The sequence below is a fragment of the Arsukibacterium sp. genome (genome assembly GCF_041616895.1).
In the GTDB taxonomy this organism is placed as follows: domain Bacteria; phylum Pseudomonadota; class Gammaproteobacteria; order Enterobacterales; family Alteromonadaceae; genus Alishewanella.
This window is the reverse complement of the sequence record NZ_JBFJPY010000002.1, coordinates 1-17,509: the sequence shown is the minus strand read 5'-3', so window position 1 is coordinate 17,509 and position 17,509 is coordinate 1. Positions and strand designations below refer to the sequence as shown.

Annotated in this window: 16 protein-coding genes; 11 read left to right on the top strand and 5 right to left on the bottom strand. The window is 46.1% G+C overall.

What is annotated here, in order from left to right:
* Positions 1-3: 3 nt before the first annotated feature.
* The 4 genes from yfaE to ubiG all read right to left on the bottom strand — a co-directional run bounded on the left by yfaE (position 4) and on the right by ubiG (position 4,833).
* A complete protein-coding gene (yfaE, locus tag ABY802_RS00635; protein ID WP_372625002.1) occupies positions 4-258 on the bottom strand; it encodes a class I ribonucleotide reductase maintenance protein YfaE in 255 nt (84 codons plus the stop codon).
* 6 nt (positions 259-264) lie between these two features.
* On the bottom strand, positions 265-1,395 hold the full coding sequence (nrdB, locus tag ABY802_RS00630) for a class Ia ribonucleoside-diphosphate reductase subunit beta (protein WP_372625000.1): 1,131 nt from the start codon (positions 1,393-1,395) through the stop codon (positions 265-267).
* Positions 1,396-1,469: 74 nt separating this feature from the next.
* Complete coding sequence (gene nrdA, locus ABY802_RS00625) at positions 1,470-3,755, bottom strand: class 1a ribonucleoside-diphosphate reductase subunit alpha (RefSeq protein ID WP_372624998.1); 2,286 nt, start codon at positions 3,753-3,755, stop codon at positions 1,470-1,472.
* Positions 3,756-4,113: 358 nt separating this feature from the next.
* Positions 4,114-4,833, bottom strand: a complete 720-nt coding sequence (gene ubiG / locus ABY802_RS00620; protein WP_372624996.1) for a bifunctional 2-polyprenyl-6-hydroxyphenol methylase/3-demethylubiquinol 3-O-methyltransferase UbiG — start codon at positions 4,831-4,833, stop codon at positions 4,114-4,116.
* A 187-nt stretch (positions 4,834-5,020) separates the two neighbouring features.
* On the opposite strand from ubiG, the gene gyrA reads away from it, so the two are divergent.
* The 11 genes from gyrA to ABY802_RS00565 all read left to right on the top strand — a co-directional run bounded on the left by gyrA (position 5,021) and on the right by ABY802_RS00565 (position 17,048).
* Positions 5,021-7,708, top strand: a complete 2,688-nt coding sequence (gene gyrA, locus ABY802_RS00615; RefSeq protein WP_372624994.1) for a DNA topoisomerase (ATP-hydrolyzing) subunit A — start codon at positions 5,021-5,023, stop codon at positions 7,706-7,708.
* A gap of 85 nt (positions 7,709-7,793) precedes the next feature.
* On the top strand, positions 7,794-8,891 hold the full coding sequence (serC, locus tag ABY802_RS00610) for a 3-phosphoserine/phosphohydroxythreonine transaminase (RefSeq protein ID WP_372624992.1): 1,098 nt from the start codon (positions 7,794-7,796) through the stop codon (positions 8,889-8,891).
* Positions 8,888-10,168 (top strand): 3-phosphoshikimate 1-carboxyvinyltransferase, encoded by a 1,281-nt coding sequence (gene aroA / locus ABY802_RS00605; protein ID WP_372624990.1) that lies wholly within the window; start codon positions 8,888-8,890, stop codon positions 10,166-10,168. The genes serC and aroA overlap by 4 nt, the downstream gene beginning before the upstream one ends.
* Positions 10,169-10,317: 149 nt before the next feature.
* Positions 10,318-11,010: a (d)CMP kinase gene (gene cmk / locus ABY802_RS00600; RefSeq protein WP_372624988.1), complete on the top strand. Its 693-nt coding sequence runs from the start codon at positions 10,318-10,320 to the stop codon at positions 11,008-11,010.
* 108 nt (positions 11,011-11,118) lie between these two features.
* Positions 11,119-12,798 (top strand): 30S ribosomal protein S1, encoded by a 1,680-nt coding sequence (rpsA, locus tag ABY802_RS00595; protein ID WP_372625145.1) that lies wholly within the window; start codon positions 11,119-11,121, stop codon positions 12,796-12,798.
* Positions 12,799-12,859: 61 nt separating this feature from the next.
* Complete coding sequence (ihfB, locus tag ABY802_RS00590; RefSeq protein WP_372624986.1) at positions 12,860-13,144, top strand: integration host factor subunit beta; 285 nt, start codon at positions 12,860-12,862, stop codon at positions 13,142-13,144.
* A gap of 37 nt (positions 13,145-13,181) precedes the next feature.
* Entirely contained in the window at positions 13,182-13,424 is a 243-nt protein-coding gene (locus ABY802_RS00585) for a DUF1049 domain-containing protein (protein WP_372624984.1), read from the top strand.
* A gap of 59 nt (positions 13,425-13,483) precedes the next feature.
* Complete coding sequence (locus ABY802_RS00580; protein ID WP_372624982.1) at positions 13,484-14,560, top strand: N-acetylglucosaminyl transferase; 1,077 nt, start codon at positions 13,484-13,486, stop codon at positions 14,558-14,560.
* A gap of 27 nt (positions 14,561-14,587) precedes the next feature.
* Positions 14,588-15,298 (top strand): orotidine-5'-phosphate decarboxylase, encoded by a 711-nt coding sequence (gene pyrF, locus ABY802_RS00575; RefSeq protein WP_372624980.1) that lies wholly within the window; start codon positions 14,588-14,590, stop codon positions 15,296-15,298.
* Positions 15,299-15,324: 26 nt separating this feature from the next.
* On the top strand, positions 15,325-16,740 hold the full coding sequence (locus ABY802_RS00570; protein WP_372624978.1) for a potassium/proton antiporter: 1,416 nt from the start codon (positions 15,325-15,327) through the stop codon (positions 16,738-16,740).
* Entirely contained in the window at positions 16,737-17,048 is a 312-nt protein-coding gene (locus ABY802_RS00565) for a transporter associated domain-containing protein (RefSeq protein ID WP_372624976.1), read from the top strand. The genes ABY802_RS00570 and ABY802_RS00565 overlap by 4 nt, the downstream gene beginning before the upstream one ends.
* A gap of 13 nt (positions 17,049-17,061) precedes the next feature.
* Here ABY802_RS00565 and ABY802_RS00560 read toward each other — a convergent pair.
* Positions 17,062-17,509, bottom strand: a 448-nt coding sequence (locus tag ABY802_RS00560) for a CIA30 family protein (RefSeq protein ID WP_372624974.1), incomplete at its 5' end; no start/stop codon positions are given.

Below are 17,509 nucleotides of genomic sequence, written 5' to 3'. Positions count from 1 at the left end.
GGTTCAGGGGATTTCAATTTTAATATCTGTAGCCGGAATACTACAACAGGGTAAAAATTCACCATTTCTGACAAATGCCAGCGGCTCATGTAAATAATGAATGCTACCACTGAGCAATTTACAGCGACATGCACCACAGTAACCCTCGCGGCACTGATAGCTGATATCCTGTTTCTGTTGCTCAAGACTATGTAAAATAGTAGGTTGGCTGCCATCAAAATGGATAGCAGCTTGGCCGGTAACCGTAATATCAGGCATTACAGATCAGAGATCGAAGTCGCCGAACTCAGCACCGTCAACTTCATTATCTATCTGGCCTACCAGATAAGAACTGATTTCAGATTCCTGTGGCGCCACCTGCACATTGTCTGACACCAGCCAGGAGTTTATCCAGGGAATGGGGTTCTGAGTGGTACTAAAGCGAGCTTTTAAACCTATTGCTTGCATCCGGCTGTTGGTGATGTATTCGACGTATTGACACAAAATATCTTTATTAAGCCCAATCATCGATCCGTCTTTAAACAAATATTGGGCCCAGTCTTTTTCCTGTTCGGCTGCTTTTAAGAATATGGCGTAGGCCTGTTCTTCACATTCTTTTGCAATATCCGCCATTTGTGGATCATCTTCACCGGCAGCCATAATATTAAGAATATGCTGGGTACCCGTCAGGTGCAGGGCTTCATCCCGGGCAATCAGTTTAATGATCTTAGCGTTCCCTTCCATCAGCTCACGCTCAGCAAAGGCAAAACTGCAGGCAAAACTAACATAAAAGCGGATGGCTTCGAGTACGTTAACCGATAACATACACAGATACAGTCGTTTTTTAAGCTCCCGTAAGGTAATACTTGCAGTCTGGCCATTGATCTGATGCTCGCCTTCACCGCAGCGTTGATATAGGTTAATGCCATCAATCAACGCATCATAATAGCGGGTGACATCATCAGCACGTTCCAGAATTTTTTCATTCAGCATAATGTCGTCAAATACTTTATGCGGCTCAGACGTAATGTTTCGGACAATATGGGTGTAGCTGCGGCTATGAATTGTTTCACTAAAGGCCCAGGTTTCAATCCAGGTTTCCAGCTCCGGAATAGAAACAATTGGTAAAAACGCCACGTTTGGTGAGCGTCCCTGAACAGAATCTAACAGGGTCTGATATTTAAGATTACTCAGAAATATATGCTTTTCGTGATCTGGCAGATTCTGAAAATCAATTCTGTCTTTACTGACGTCAATTTCTTCGGGCCGCCAGAAAAAGCTGAGTTGTTTTTCAATCAGTCTCTCAAAAATAGGGTACTTTTGCTGATCGTACCGCGACACGTTGACCGCATGGCCAAAAAACATTGGCTCTTTTAGTTGATCATTAATTTCGCGATTAAAAGTGGTATACGCCATTGCTGTAAATATCCTAACTAAACACAACCTGTTGTTATTACGCTCCGAGTTAACAGAGCGATGACTTATCCGTGTTAAATTTTACAGGCGCCGCCTGCACAACCGTCGTCTTCAAGCTCAGGTTTAATATCTTCCTGCATATCTGCTGCACCATCTCGGGTGTTATGGTAATACATGGTTTTTACCCCAAGTTTGTATGCAGTCAGCAGATCCTTTAGTAATAACTTCATCGGAACCCGGCCACCATCATATTTATTCGGATCATAATTCGTGTTGGCAGAAATGGTTTGGTCGACAAACTTTTGCATAATAGCGACCAGACTCAGATAGCCATCATTTGAGGGAATATCCCACAACAATTCATACTGATTTTTCAGCCGATCATACTCGGGTACTACCTGTTTTAAGATACCGTCTTTGCTGGCCTTAATGCTGATATGACCGCGCGGTGGCTCAATGCCGTTGGTGGCATTAGAAATTTGCGAGGACGTTTCTGATGGCATTAGGGCCGACAAGGTAGAGTTACGCAAACCAAATTGCAGAATATCTTTACGCAGCTGTTCCCAGTTAAGCTGCAACGGTTCTGCACAGACTTTATCAAGGTCTTTCTTGTAGCTGTCGATAGGTAAAATACCTTCAGCGTAGGTTGTTTCATTAAATTTAGGGCAGGGGCCTTGCTCCTGTGCCAGCTTATTTGATGCTTTTAACAAGTAGTACTGAATAGCCTCAAAAGTACGGTGCGTTAAGCCGTTGGCTGAACCATCAGAATATTTGACGCCATTTTTAGCCAGGTAGTAAGCATAGTTAATAACCCCTACCCCCAGGGTACGACGACTAATCGATGCATGATAAGCCGCTGGAATAGGATAGTCCTGATAGTCCAATAAACTATCGAGAGATCGTACCGCTAACTCAGCTAATTCTTCCAGCTCAGTAAGTTCGGTTATGGTGCCCAGGTTAAAGGCTGATAAGGTACACAAAGCAATTTCGCCATTTGGATCATTAACATGTTCCAGAGGTTTGGTTGGTAATGCAATTTCCAGACACAAGTTGCTCTGGCGCACAGGCGCCAGTTTCGGATTAAATGGGCTGTGGGTATTACAATGATCAACGTTTTGCAGATAAATACGACCCGTGCTGGCACGCTCTTGCATAAACAACGTAAACAACTCTAACGCCTTGATCCGTTTTTTACGAATGCTGCTATCTGCTTCATACTGGACATATAACTTATCAAATTGTTCCTGATCCTGGAAAAACGCGTCGTACAAGCCAGGTACATCTGAGGGGCTGAATAAGGTGATGTAGTCATCTTTGATTAAACGGGTATACATTAACCGGTTAAACTGCACGCCGTAATCGAGGTGACGAACCCGGTTTTCTTCCACGCCGCGGTTGTTTTTCAGTACCAGTAGCGATTCAACCTCTAAATGCCATAGTGGGAAAAACAAGGTTGCTGCACCACCACGAACGCCGCCTTGCGAGCAACTTTTTACTGCAGTTTGAAAGTGCTTGTAAAACGGAATACAGCCGGTATGAAAGGCCTCGCCGTTGCGGATCGGGCTGCCAACGGCACGGATACGGCCAGCATTTATTCCAATACCAGCACGTTGCGAAACATACTTTACGATGGCGCTGGAAGTTGCATTAATAGAATCCAGGCTGTCGCCGCACTCAATCAACACACAGGAACTGAACTGGCGGGTCGGCGTTCGTACTCCTGACATAATAGGGGTCGGCAGCGACAATTTAAATAATGACGTAGCATCGTAGAACCGGCGGACAAAGTCTAAGCGAGTGCTTTTCGGATAGTTCGCGAACAAACAAGCTGCTACCAGGATATATAAAAATTGGGCACTTTCGTAAATTTCACCGCTGACCCGGTTTTGAACCAGATATTTACCTTCAAGTTGTTTCACGGCCGCATAGCTGAAGTTTAAATCACGGCTGTGGTCGATATAACTGTTAATGGTATCCAGCTCTTCCCGGCTGTAATCGGCCAGAATATGCTGATCGTAACGCTTCGCTTCGACCATCTTAACCAGCTGATCGTAAAGATGTGGTGGCTCAAACTGACCGTAGGCTTTTTTGCGCAGATGAAAAACAGCAAGCCGGGCAGCAAGGTATTGATAATCCGGGCTCTCTTTTGAGATCAGATCTGCGGCCGCTTTAATAATCGTTTCGTGAATATCTGCAGATTTAATACCATCATAAAACTGAATATGAGACTTTAATTCAACCTGCGATACCGACACATTGTGCAGGCCTTCGGCCGCCCAGGTTATAACCCGGTGAATTTTATCTAAGTCGAGGGGTTCACGGCGTCCGTCACGTTTAGTGACATAGAGTTTTTGCGTCATCGCTGAAGAGTTCCGTTTCAATAATAATTATTAACTGACAGCCCGTTTGCGCACGGCCCATTACATGTACCCTGATGCTGCCATTTTGCACAACATATAGGTGTAAATTAAAAACTGATCACAAGATAGTGTGGATTAGGGGCTTTTGCAAGGGTAGCGTTTGTTGAAAAAAAAGCCGGTATTATTCTCGGTTAGTAGCTACTAACCTGTTAACGCCTGTCGGGGAAAATGGAAAAATGAAGCAAGCTTTTTCTTGCCTATAAAATTATTTGTTCTAAGCAGCTGCTTTTAAGTTTAACTGGCTATTTGAAAGACATCAGTGCACGCACTGACGTCTGATCAACAAAGGTTAGCTGAGTTATTCATTATTACCGGGCTTTCTGGCTACCACAAAATAGTTTACATCCAGGCCCGGTCCGGTTTTAAAGCTATTATTTAGCGGGTTAAAATGTAAGCCGGTAGCATCGACCAGTTCCAGGCCTGCATGCTCAATATCCCGCATCAACTGTGATGGCCGGATAAATTTATTAAATTCGTGGGTTCCCTTGGGCACCAGGCGCAATAAATACTCTGCGCCGACAATGGCCATCGCAAAAGCTTTTACTGTTTTGTTAATAGTAGAGAAAAATAATAAACCACCTGGCTTGGCTAAGTCAGCGCAGGCCTGCACCACTGAGGCGGGTGCTGGCACATGTTCCAGCATTTCCATGCAAGTTACAATATCAAATGCAGCTGGCTGGCTGGCGGCAAACTGTTCTGCCGTGCTTTGCTGGTAGCTGACATCAACTTCTGCATCAAGGGCATGCAGCCTGGCAACAGCCAAGGCATCGTCGGCCATGTCAATACCGGTAACCATTGCCCCGCTGCGAGCCAGACTTTCTGCCAGAATACCGCCGCCACATCCCACATCGACGATAGATTTACCAAAAACACCTCCGGCCATATCACTGATGTAGCCAAGCCGGGTAGGGTTTAACAGGTGTAGCGGTTTAAATTCCCCCTCCTGATCCCACCAGCGTGCGGCAATATCATTAAATTTTGCAATTTCAGCTGGATCAACATTTGTATTTTGTGTCATGGTTCGGGCCTTAAAAATTTTTGCCATTATAAAGCCTTGATCTGTTTCAGCAAATAGCTGACAGGTTTTGGCAAGCATAACAGGCATGGCAACTGCCATTTTATGTGGTAGAATCCTGCGTTGTCTCGCGCTTTATAACATCGAAAAAAGCGAGTTATCTATCTGATTTAAGGGAAATTAGCGTTATATGACAGATCTGGCCAAAGAAATAGTTCCGATTAATATCGAAGAGGAATTAAAAAACTCCTACCTCGATTACGCCATGAGCGTAATTGTTGGCCGGGCTTTACCTGACGTTAGGGACGGTTTAAAACCGGTTCACCGTCGCGTGCTGTTTGCCATGAAGGAATTAGGCAACGACTGGAATAAAGCCTATAAAAAATCTGCCCGGGTAGTGGGCGATGTAATCGGTAAATATCACCCGCACGGTGATAGTGCTGTATACGACACTATAGTCCGGATGGCCCAGCCGTTTTCATTGCGTTATATGCTGGTGGATGGTCAGGGTAACTTTGGTTCGATTGACGGTGACTCGGCCGCTGCAATGCGTTACACCGAAGTCAGAATGGCCAGAATAGCGCATGAACTACTGGCAGATTTAGATAAAGAGACCGTCGATTTCGTGCCCAACTATGACGGCACGGAACAAATTCCGGCGGTATTGCCAACTAAGATCCCAAATTTATTAATCAACGGCTCCTCAGGGATTGCCGTTGGTATGGCAACCAATATTCCGCCACACAACCTGAATGAAGTGATTGACGGTTGTCTGGCATTAATTGCCAACCCGGATATTGAATTGCATGAACTTATGCAATTTATTCCGGGTCCTGATTTCCCAACAGCTGCCATCATTAATGGCCGTAAAGGGATAGAAGAAGCCTATCGTACCGGCCGTGGCAAGGTCTATATCCGCAGTAAAACCTGTATTGAAACAGACGAGAAAACGGGTCGTGAGACCATTATCGTTAACGAATTGCCTTATCAGGTAAATAAAGCACGTTTAATTGAAAAAATTGCCGAGCTGGTTAAAGAAAAACGGATTGAAGGCATTTCAGCCTTACGCGATGAGTCTGACAAAGACGGTATGCGCATTGTTATCGAACTGAAACGCGGCGAATCATCTGACGTCATGCTCAATCAGTTATATTCAAATACCCAGATGCAAACAGTGTTTGGCATTAACATGGTGGCACTGGATGATGGCCAGCCTAAACTGCTTAGCCTGAAGCAAATGTTGGAATGCTTTGTACTGCACCGCCGTGAAGTGGTAACCCGTCGTACGGTTTACGACTTACGCAAAGCACGTGACCGCGCCCACATTTTGGAAGGCTTAGCGATTGCCCTGGCAAATATCGATGAAATTATTGAGCTGATTAAAACCTCAGCCAGCCCGGCGGAAGCAAAAGCAGGCTTAGTAGAACGCGGCTGGCAATTGGGTGATGTCAGCGCCATGCTTGAACGCGCTGGTAAAGATGCGGCCCGCCCTGAATGGTTGGAAGAGCATTTCGGTATTCGTGACAATTTCTATTTTTTAACTGAACAGCAAGCACAAGCTATCCTGGATTTACGTTTGCATAAGCTGACCGGCTTAGAGCATGAGAAAATTCTGGACGAATATAAGCAATTATTAGAAGTAATAGCGGAGTTATTGCACATTCTGGCCAGCCCAGAGCGATTAATGGAAGTGATTTGCGAAGAGTTAGAGGCGGCCAAAGCCCAATACGGTGATGCGCGACGTACGGATATTCAGGACAATATGCTGGATATTAATATGGAAGACTTAATCACTGAAGAAGATGTGGTCGTCACCCTGTCGCATCTGGGGTATGCCAAATATCAGCCACTGTCAGATTATGAAGCACAGCGTCGCGGTGGTAAGGGTAAAGCGGCTACCACAGTTAAAGACGAAGATTTTGTCGATAAACTGCTTGTAGCCAGCACCCATGACACCATCCTGTGCTTCTCTAACCGGGGTCGCTTGTACTGGATGAAGGTATATCAGTTACCACTGGCCAGTCGGACCGCCCGCGGTAAGCCGATTGTTAATTTGCTGCCGCTTGAGCAGGGCGAGCGGATTAACGCGATTCTGCCGGTACGTGAGTATGAAGAAGGTAAGTACGTGTTTATGGCAACGGCTAACGGTACCGTTAAGAAAACCGCGCTTACCGATTATTCACGGCCACGCTCTAACGGTATTATTGCGGTAAATCTGAACGAAGGCGATCACCTGATTGGTGTCGACATTACCGATGGCAGCAATGAAATTATGCTGTTCTCAGATGATGGCAAAGTGGTGCGCTTTACCGAAGATCAAGTTCGGGGCATGGGCCGCACGGCTACCGGGGTACGTGGTATTCGTCTGCGCGAAGGTGGCTCAGTCGTGTCATTAATCATTCCAAAAGGGGATGGCGCCGTATTAACGGTGACTGAAAATGGTTATGGCAAACGGACATCACTCACCGAGTATCCGGCGAAGAGTCGTGCCACCCAGGGCGTAGTGTCAATAAAAGTGTCAGAACGTAATGGTCTGGTAGTCGGCGCGGTACAGGTTAGCGAAACGGATGAAATTATGATGATTTCAAACCGTGGCACCCTGGTACGAACCCGGGTTAAAGAAGTATCTGAAGTGGGCCGTAATACCCAGGGCGTTATTCTAATCCGCACTCAGGAGCAGGAGAAAGTGGTTGGGGTCGCGAAAGTCGACGAAATTCAGGAGCAAGACTTACCTAATGATAGTGAAGATGGTTCCGGGTCAATCATAGCTGCGGCTGAAAATGCAGACTCTGCAGATACGGCAAACAGTGCTGATGTGGCTGGCCCTGATCTACAAGACAGTCAGTTAGCACAAGATAACGATCCTGAGCAGTCATAATTCATCCGAAAACGGGCGCAGTAGCGCTCGTTTTTTTTAGCTGATTTAAAATCTTTGTTGAGAATAGAATAGAGAGCAGTAACACATGACTACCTTTAATTTTTGTGCCGGTCCGGCCATGTTACCCACGGCTGTAATGCAGCAGGCACAGCAGGAATTTATTAACTGGCAACAGCAGGGTTGCTCGGTAATGGAGGTAAGCCATCGCAGTAAAGCGTTTATTAAGATGGCAGCTGAGGCTGAGCAAGATTTACGTGATCTGCTGGCTATTCCAGCCAATTATAAAGTGCTGTTTATGCATGGCGGTGGACGCGGTCAGTTCTCTGCGGTACCGCTTAATCTTTTCAATACCGAAAAAAATGCTGGTAACAGCACTGCGGATTATATTATATCTGGTGCCTGGTCTAAAGCAGCGGTGGAAGAAGGGCATAAATACGGTAAGCTGAATGTGCAGGATATCCGGACTAAAACCGATGATAACCTGCGCACGCTTATCGACCCAGCGCAGTGGCAACTTAACCGCAGCGCCGCCTTTATACACTGTTGTCCGAATGAAACAGTCGATGGTATTGAATTTACCGGATTACCTGAAACGGAAGTACCGATTGTTGCAGATTTGTCCTCCACTATTTTATCAAGACCCATAGATGTCAGCCGCTATGGTGTTATTTACGCTGGTGCACAGAAAAATATAGGCCCCTCAGGATTAACCCTGGCGATTGTCCGGGACGACTTACTGCCGTCATCAGCTGCGGCTATTCCTGCGGTACTGGATTATCGTCTGGCGGCTGAAAATGACAGCATGTTTAATACTCCGCCCACTTTCGCCTGGTATTTAGCCGGCCTGGTATTTAAATGGCTAAAACAGCAGGGCGGCGTTACCGAGATGGCAACGCGTAACCAAATAAAAGCAAACTTACTTTATGATTATATTGATAAAAGTGATTTTTACAGCAATGACGTTGCACCAACCTATCGTTCATGGATGAATGTGCCTTTCTTCCTGGCTGACGAGCGCTTAAACGACATGTTTGTTGAACAGGCTCAGGTCCACGGCTTGCTGGCATTGAAGGGGCACAGGATGGTTGGTGGCATGCGGGCCAGTATTTACAATGCCATGCCACTGGAAGGTGTCCAGACATTAGTCAGCTTTATGCAAGAATTTGAACGGGTAAACGGATGAAGACATTAACCATTGAGCCTATTGCCAAAATGGCCGGTGAAGTGCATTTACCCGGTTCCAAAAGTATTTCTAACCGCGTGTTGTTGTTGGCAGCGCTGGCAAAAGGTACCACCGAAATTACGAACCTGCTTGATAGCGACGATATTAAATATATGCTCAATGCGTTAACGGCACTGGGTATTCGCTATACATTATCTGCTTGTCGCACTAAGTGTAAGGTGGAGGGGGTTGGCGGCCTGTTTAATCATCCGCAGGCGTTGACCTTATTTCTCGGTAACGCCGGTACCGCTATGCGGCCGCTCACTGCCACACTGGCGGCATCTAATGTCGATGTTACTTTAACCGGCGAGCCCCGCATGTATGAGCGACCGATTGGCCATCTGGTTGACGCGCTGCGTCAGTGGCAGGCGGATATTGGTTATATTGGCAGCAAAGATTTTCCGCCGTTACACATTAAGGGGAAAGCATTGCAGGGCGGCAACATGCAAATTAATGGCAGTATTTCCAGTCAATTTTTAACGGCTGTGCTCATGGTAGCGCCGCTGCTAAATGGGGACAGCGAAATAGACATTACCGGCGAGCTGGTATCCAAGCCTTATATTGATATTACATTGGCGCTGATGCAGCGTTTTGGCGTTGAGGTGCAAAACCATGACTACAAGCGTTTTAGCATCAAAGGTAGTCAGCAATACCGCTCGCCAGGCCATTGGCTGGTAGAAGGCGATGCGTCATCGGCGTCCTATTTTCTGGCGGCGGCAGCGATTAAAGGTGGTAGCATAAAGGTCACAGGCATTGGTAAACATGCGGTGCAGGGCGATATTCATTTTGCCGATGCACTGGAGGCCATGGGCGCTGAGGTTGAGTGGGGCGATGACTACATCATGGTTACGCGTAATAAGCTTAAAGGTATAGACCGCGATTATAACGCGATACCGGACGCCGCGATGACCATTGCCACCACCGCATTATTTGCTACCGGGCCAACGGTTATTCGCAATGTCTATAACTGGCGGGTAAAAGAAACCGATCGCCTGGCTGCTATGGCAACTGAACTTCGAAAAGTGGGTGCCGAAGTAGAAGAAGGTCATGACTACCTTAAAATTACGCCGCCGTTAAAGCTTAAGCACGCCAGTATTGCTACTTATAACGATCACCGGATGGCGATGTGCTTCTCGTTAGTGGCGCTAGGCAAAACCTGTGTGACCATTGAAGACCCGGATTGCACTGCAAAAACATTTCCCGGTTATTTTGACTTATTTAACCGTCTGCAATGCTAAAACAACCTTGAGTAAAACAGGCGCAGCAGTTTTTACTGCGCCCCGCGAAGCATCTTTATCGCAACTAAACACAGCTTTTGTCGCAAAAACCTGTATAATATGGCGGTTTTAAAATTTGAAATAGCAGTTAATGCTCTTTAGGAGGTAGGATGCCGCAACATGCACCAGTAATTACCATCGATGGCCCGGGAGGCTCAGGTAAAGGCACGCTAAGCCGTTTACTGGCTCAGAAGTTAGGTTGGCAATTACTCGACAGTGGCGCTATCTATCGGGTACTGGCACTGGCGGCAATGCATCATCAAATTTCTGCAGATGACGAAGAAGCATTACAACCACTAGCGGCGCACCTGGATGTGCAGTTTAGTGCAGACGAACAGGGTAATACCAAGGTTACTCTGGAAGGCGAAAACGTATCACACACTATCCGTACTCAGGAAGTAGCAAACGAAGCATCAAAAATTGCTTCATTGCCGCGGGTTCGTGAAGCGCTGTTGCGCAGGCAACGTGCCTTTGCTGAGGCGCCCGGTCTGGTCGCAGACGGTCGTGATATGGGCACTGTTGTGTTCCCTCAGGCAGAAGTTAAAATATTTTTAACCGCTGACCCTGCAGAACGCGCCAACCGTAGATATTTAGAGTTGAAACAAAAGGGTCTGGATGTTAACATCGACGACCTTTTGCACGAGATCCAGGCGCGTGATGAGCGTGATATGAACCGGGCAACAGCGCCGTTAAAACCCGCTGTCGATGCATACATGCTGGATTCGACAAATAAAGCCATTGAACAAGTGCTGGCAGAGGTTATTAGTTACATTAACAGTAATTCGCTGCTAAAAGTAAGCTAAAACACCAAGCCAGCATTTTGGACAGCCAGTAACAAGGATTGTTGCCGGTAAACTTAGCAACCCCATAACGCATGAGGCGAAGTGGAGCACTTAACTGAAAAAGTGACTATGACTGAAAATTTTGCACAATTATTTGAGGAAAGCCTCAAGACCATCGAAACCCGCCCAGGTGCCATAGTTAAAGGTACCGTTGTTGCTGTTCTGAAAGACGTTGTTATGGTTGACGCCGGTCTTAAATCAGAAGCTGCGATCCCTGTTGAGCAGTTCAAATCGCTGAGCGGTGAAATCGAAGTTAGCGTTGGTGACATCATTGACGTAGCGTTAGACGCTATTGAAGATGGTTTCGGTGAGACCTTGTTATCTCGTGAAAAAGCTAAGCGCCATGAGGCCTGGGTTCGCCTGGAAAAAGCTTGCGAAGATAAAGAAACTGTTATTGGTGTTATCACTGGTAAAGTTAAAGGTGGTTTTACGGTTGAAGTCGACGGTATTCGTGCCTTCCTGCCAGGTTCATTAGTAGATGTCCGTCCGGTACGTGACACCTTGCACCTGGAAAACAAAGAACTTGAATTCAAAGTTATCAAGCTGGATCAGAAGCGTAACAACGTGGTGGTTTCACGTCGTGCAGTGATCGAGTCAGAAAGCAGCCAGGAACGTGATCAGCTGTTAGAAACTTTAGAAGAAGGCATGGAAGTTAAAGGTATCGTTAAGAACCTGACTGACTACGGTGCATTCGTTGATTTAGGTGGCGTAGACGGCTTACTGCATATCACTGATATGGCTTGGAAGCGTGTTAAGCACCCAAGCGAAATTGTTAATGTTGGCGACGAAATTCCAGTTAAAGTACTGAAATTTGACCGCGAGAAGCAACGTGTATCTTTAGGTCTGAAGCAAATGGGTGAAGATCCATGGGCCGCTATTGCCTCACGTTACCCAGAAGGTGCTCGCATCACTGGCCGCGTAACCAACTTAACTGACTACGGCTGCTTCGTGGAAATCGAAGAAGGCGTTGAAGGCTTAGTTCACGTTTCAGAAATGGACTGGACTAACAAAAATATTCACCCATCTAAAGTGGTTAACTTAGGTGACACTGTTGAAGTGATGGTGTTGGAAATTGACGAAGAACGTCGTCGTATTTCTTTAGGTCTGAAACAGTGTAAAGCTAACCCATGGGAAGAGTTTGCTAAAGGTTTCAACAAGAACGACCAGGTTAGCGGTAAGATCAAGTCAATCACTGACTTCGGTATCTTTATCGGCTTAGACGGCGGCATTGATGGCCTGGTTCACTTATCTGATATCAGCTGGAACGCGACTGGTGAAGAAGCGGTTCGTGAATTCAAGAAAGGTGACGAAGTACACGCCGTTGTGTTACAAGTTGACCCAGAGCGTGAGCGTATTTCTTTAGGTATCAAACAACTGGATGAAGATCCGTTTAATGGTTACCTTGCTGACAACAAAAAAGGTGCTATCGTTAAAGGTGAAGTAACCGCCGTTGACGCTAAAGGCGCCGCTGTAATGTTAGAAGGTGCAGTTGAAGGTTACATCCGGGTTTCTGATATCGCGCGTGAGCGTATTGAAGATGCCTCAACAGTACTGAAAGTAGGCGAAGAAGTTGAAGCTCGTTTAATGGGTGTTGACCGCAAAAACCGCGTAATCAGCCTGTCAATCAAAGCGAAATTCGAAGCTGAAGAAAAAGAAGCTATGGATACCGTTAATACCAAGCAGCAAGAAGCTGACTTCGGTGGTAACGCTATGGCTGAAGCATTTAAAGCTGCTCAGAAGCAGGATTAATTGCTAGCGAAGCAGGGGGCATCTGCCCCTTGCTTTACCATTGGGTTTTGCAGGAGGGTCTATGACCAAGTCTGAATTGATTGAAAAATTAGCAACCGATTTCCCGCATATTCAAGTCAAGGATGTCGAAGCATCTGTTAAAGAAATTCTGGAACAGATGGCCCAGTCACTGTCAGCGAATGAACGTATCGAAATTCGCGGTTTTGGCAGTTTTTCACTGCATTACCGTGCTCCTCGCATTGGTCGCAATCCTAAAACCGGCGATAAAGTAGAATTAGACGGTAAATACGTCCCGCACTTTAAGCCAGGAAAAGAGTTACGCGATCGGGTCAAAGATAATACCTGATCCCTAATCAGGGCTATTGCAGTACACGGAGTGTCTTTTGAGCAGATTACTGTATCTGATACTGATTATTGCTTTTCTGGTAATAGGGTTTGTATTTGGTGCTATTAACCAGCAAGTAACAGATATTCATTTTCTAATTGTTAAACTGCAATTACGAGTCGTTGATATTGCAATTATTTTTTTAGTTACCGGTGTCATGCTTGGGCTGATAATTGCTGCCTGGTTAAGAATGATCCGTCGAACCAAAAACTGGCTTAAAACCACCCCAGAGAAAACCTGACTTTTATGTTGGAATTGCTATTTTTGTTACTTCCTGTTGCCGCCGCTTATGGCTGGTTTATGGGTAGAAATAGCGTAAAACATACTGAACTAAAAGACCGCGCCAGCGTTACCCGTAATCTTTCCTCCGGCCTTAATTTTTTGCTGACAGATCAGGAAGATAAGGCTATTGAGCAGTTGCTAGAATTGCTTGATATCGAAGCAGCTACCATTGAAACCTATTTAGCGTTGGCAAACCTGTTTCGCCGCAAAGGCGATTGGGACAAGGCCATTCGCATTCATGAAAAACTTCATCAGTTAAAGTTAGCTAAACCACAGGCACAGCAAATTCAGTATGAACTGGCAAAAGATTATTTTTCTGCCGGGTTGTATGATCGAGCTGAGAGTTTGGCAACCCCACTGGTAAGCAGCAACCGCTGGCGGGAGCCGGCATTAAAGCAGTTATTTAGTATTTTTACGGCCAGTCATGATTGGCACAAAACCCGGACATTTGAGAATGAAGTAAACAACAGCGAATCGCGCTCTTTAAAAATCGCGTTAGCTAATATGGCCGTTGAGGCAATGCATAACGAACCAGACGTTGCGCGTTTACAACAACTTATTCAAACTAATCCGCTTGCGATCCGGCCACGTTTTGCTCTGGCTAGCTTTTATTTAAAGGCAGAGCAGGGCGATCTGGCAAAGGAGCCATTACTCAGTATCATTAAACAGAAGCCCCAGTGGAGCGCTGAAATACTGCCACTGTTACAACAGTGCGAATTTTCAGGTGATCAGTGGTATCAGTTGCTTAGTCAGTTAGCAAATAAACAGCACAATGTGACGGCGAGTGGTTTACTGGCTGACTGGCTGGCAGAGCATGGCTCAGCTAAGGCAGCAGAACAGTTTTTACTGGACAAGTTACAACAACAACCCAGTATCCGGTTGTTTCAGAAACTGTTGCAGGTTCGACAGCATCAATCAACTGCGGCGGCGGAAGCGTTGCTTTCCGTTGAGGAGCTGGTTCAGGCCTACCTTGCCAACAAAGTGCTATACAGTTGCCGCAATTGCGGTTTTAAGACCCGTCAGCAATACTGGTTGTGTCCATCTTGCCAGCAATGGGAGACAGTGGAGCCAATTACCGGTATTGACGGCCGTTAAATTATTACCAGTGTAAAAGGAACACCGATGTCTTGTAACACGCCTGTTGTGGTCGCGCTTGATTATGCCAATCAGACTGAAGCCCTTAATTTAGTTGCGCAACTTGACCCAGCGCTGTGCCGGTTAAAAGTTGGCAAAGAAATGTTTACCCACTTTGGACCGGCGTTTGTAACAGAACTACAGCGTCGTCATTTTGAAGTTTTTCTTGATCTCAAATTTCATGATATTCCTAATACGGTAGCTAAAGCTGTGCAGGCAGCGGCGGATCTTGGAGTCTGGATGGTCAATGTTCATGCCAGTGGCGGCAGCAAAATGATGAAAGCTGCAAAGGACTCGCTGCAACGTTATGGTATTAACAAGCCAAAACTTATTGCAGTAACCGTGCTGACCAGCATGGAGCAAAGTGATTTGACTGAGATGGGCATCACACTGACCCCGGCACAGCAGGTACAAAAACTGGCTACGTTAGTCGCGGCCAGTGGTTTGGATGGTGTTGTGTGTTCAGCACAGGAAGCGGTTGCATTAAAACGGCAATTTGGCAAAGATTTTCAGTTAGTGACACCAGGCATTCGCCCTGCTAGCAGTAATGCCGATGATCAGAAGCGAATTATGACACCGGCAGCAGCGGTGCGGGCAGGGGTCGATTACCTTGTTATTGGCCGTCCTATTACTCAGGCGACCTCGCCATTAGTAGCGCTACAAGCTATTGTTAACGAAGTGATCAACGCCAAAGCGTAAAGCGATAAAGTAATAAGGAGGTTTTTATGGACACGATAAACCTCACCATCTTAATTGGCGGGTTATTATTCTTCGTTAGTATTATAGCGACCTTAATCTCAGCGCGACTCGGCGCGCCGATGCTACTGATATTTCTTATTGTTGGAATGTTAGCCGGCGAAGATGGCATTGTTGGTATTCAGTTTGATGACCCGCAAACTGCATTTCTGATAGGGTCGATCGCGCTGGTTATTATTCTGTTCGACGGTGGCATGCGCACGCATCCAGAGCGTTTCAGGGTGGCGCTGGCACCTGCTTCCATGTTGGCAACCCTTGGGGTGGTAATAACATGCGTTGTAGTGGGTTTATCTGCTGCGTACCTGCTTAATCTCTCAATTGTTGAAGGACTACTGCTGGGTGCGATCTTGAGTTCAACCGACGCTGCGGCGGTATTTTCAATATTTCAATCGCAGCGACTCAGAATAAAACAACGGGTTGCATCAACCTTGGAAATAGAGTCGGGCAGCAATGATCCGATGGCGGTAATGCTAACCCTCACTTTAGTTAGTGTGTTAGCCCAAGATGCAACACTTGATTGGTTAGTCTTGTTGTCGTTTTTACAGCAAGCCGTTGTTGGCGGGGCCATGGGGTTTGGAGCAGGGCGGGTTTTTGTATTTTTATGCCGAAGGTTACCATTAAGTTTTGCGTTTTTTCCTTTACTTGCCGTTGCCAGCAGCATTTTTATCTACGCCATTACCAATAGTTTTGGTGGTAGCGGTTTTTTAGCCGTTTATTTGATGGGGTATCTGGTAGGAAATGCCAGGTTGCCGCAAATTATTCATATCTTAAGAATGCACGATGGCTTGGCCTGGATAAGCCAGATCAGCATGTTTCTGATGCTGGGTTTACTGGTGGTGCCAACCAATTTAAAAGAACATTTAGTTGATGCGCTAATTTTAGCCGGTATTTTAATTTTTATTGCCCGGCCATTAGCGGTATTAATCAGTTTGATCCCGTTTCGCTTCCCGATTAAAGATCAGATTTTTATCAGCTGGGTTGGTTTACGAGGCGCCGTACCTATTATTCTTGCATTGTTTCCATGGCTGGCCGGCGTACCAAACGAGCATCTTTATTTTGACGTTGCTTTTGTGGTGGTGATTGTTTCATTGGTACTGCAAGGCTGGACGCTGGTACCGGTTGCACGTTGGTTGAAACTGGAGGTGCCAGGTGAACTTGAACCGGATCAAGCTATGCCGTTAGATGCAATCCCCAGTAAAGATGTGATGGAAGTGTTAGCATTTAAGGTTGAAGACCAGTCACCGATCCGTGGTGTATGTTGGCAGGACCTTAAATTCAGCGTTGATGTACAGTTTTTAGGGATAATCCGTGATGGCGAGTGGCAGTTACCTGTTAAAGAACCTGTATTTAACAGTCGCGATACCGTATGGTGTTGGCCAGGTTGAAAGATGTAAAGAAAATTAGTGAAGTGCTCGCCAGTGAAGCAGATACTTCCGGCCTGACTAACAGCAACTTCTTTGGCGACTTTGTATTGAACGGCGAAGTAAGTCTGGCAGATTTAGACGCGTTTTATACCATTAATATGGACGATCAGAACAAAAAACAAAGTCTGTCTTCCTATATCAGTGAGCGGTTTCACCGTAGAGTGGTTATTGGCGATCAGGTCAGGTTAGATCAACTTGTGTTGACGGTGCGTGAACTGGATGAAAACGGAAATATTATCCAGGTGGGTATCAAAGCGCTCGAACCCTGACAAAATATAGCATCTATGGTACTGGAGCGGTCGATAAACTAATGGAGTACAACACAGTGCTAAAAGCACCGCTGTTTTTGTCTGCCAGCATCACACTGATGTGACTGACATCAGCAAACCTAAGTTTTGGCATGTTAGGCACTAGTCTGCCACGATATCGACCATTGAAATCGCTATGCTGAAAATAGTAATTTAGCTGGTCGATAGCGCTCTTAAAGTCGGCAACATAAGCCACACCCTGCGGAATAAAAGGGGTTTTCAACCGTAACTGATACTGTCTGCCATCTGCTGCAACATTTAATTTAATACTGCGATAGGGAACTGAAGGTATTTTTTTTGCAAGTCTGAATTCTGCAGACGCAAAACCACCATTGTTGGCGAGTGACAAATCACCAAAAAAACGCAGACCTACAGGTTCCGATACCGCTTTAACTGAGCCTGTTGAGCGTCCACCCATAACG

Bases quoted from the DNA above. Each gene is read 5' to 3' on its own strand.
- yfaE (WP_372625002.1), bottom strand. From the start codon at position 258: ATGCCTGATATTACGGTTACCGGCCAAGCTGCTATCCATTTTGATGGC.
- nrdB (WP_372625000.1), bottom strand. From the start codon at position 1,395: ATGGCGTATACCACTTTTAATCGCGAAATTAATGATCAACTAAAAGAG.
- nrdA (WP_372624998.1), bottom strand. From the start codon at position 3,755: ATGACGCAAAAACTCTATGTCACTAAACGTGACGGACGCCGTGAACCC.
- ubiG (WP_372624996.1), bottom strand. From the start codon at position 4,833: ATGACACAAAATACAAATGTTGATCCAGCTGAAATTGCAAAATTTAAT.
- gyrA (WP_372624994.1), top strand. From the start codon at position 5,021: ATGACAGATCTGGCCAAAGAAATAGTTCCGATTAATATCGAAGAGGAA.
- serC (WP_372624992.1), top strand. From the start codon at position 7,794: ATGACTACCTTTAATTTTTGTGCCGGTCCGGCCATGTTACCCACGGCT.
- aroA (WP_372624990.1), top strand. From the start codon at position 8,888: ATGAAGACATTAACCATTGAGCCTATTGCCAAAATGGCCGGTGAAGTG.
- cmk (WP_372624988.1), top strand. From the start codon at position 10,318: ATGCCGCAACATGCACCAGTAATTACCATCGATGGCCCGGGAGGCTCA.
- rpsA (WP_372625145.1), top strand. From the start codon at position 11,119: ATGACTGAAAATTTTGCACAATTATTTGAGGAAAGCCTCAAGACCATC.
- ihfB (WP_372624986.1), top strand. From the start codon at position 12,860: ATGACCAAGTCTGAATTGATTGAAAAATTAGCAACCGATTTCCCGCAT.
- ABY802_RS00580 (WP_372624982.1), top strand. From the start codon at position 13,484: ATGGGTAGAAATAGCGTAAAACATACTGAACTAAAAGACCGCGCCAGC.
- pyrF (WP_372624980.1), top strand. From the start codon at position 14,588: ATGTCTTGTAACACGCCTGTTGTGGTCGCGCTTGATTATGCCAATCAG.
- ABY802_RS00570 (WP_372624978.1), top strand. From the start codon at position 15,325: ATGGACACGATAAACCTCACCATCTTAATTGGCGGGTTATTATTCTTC.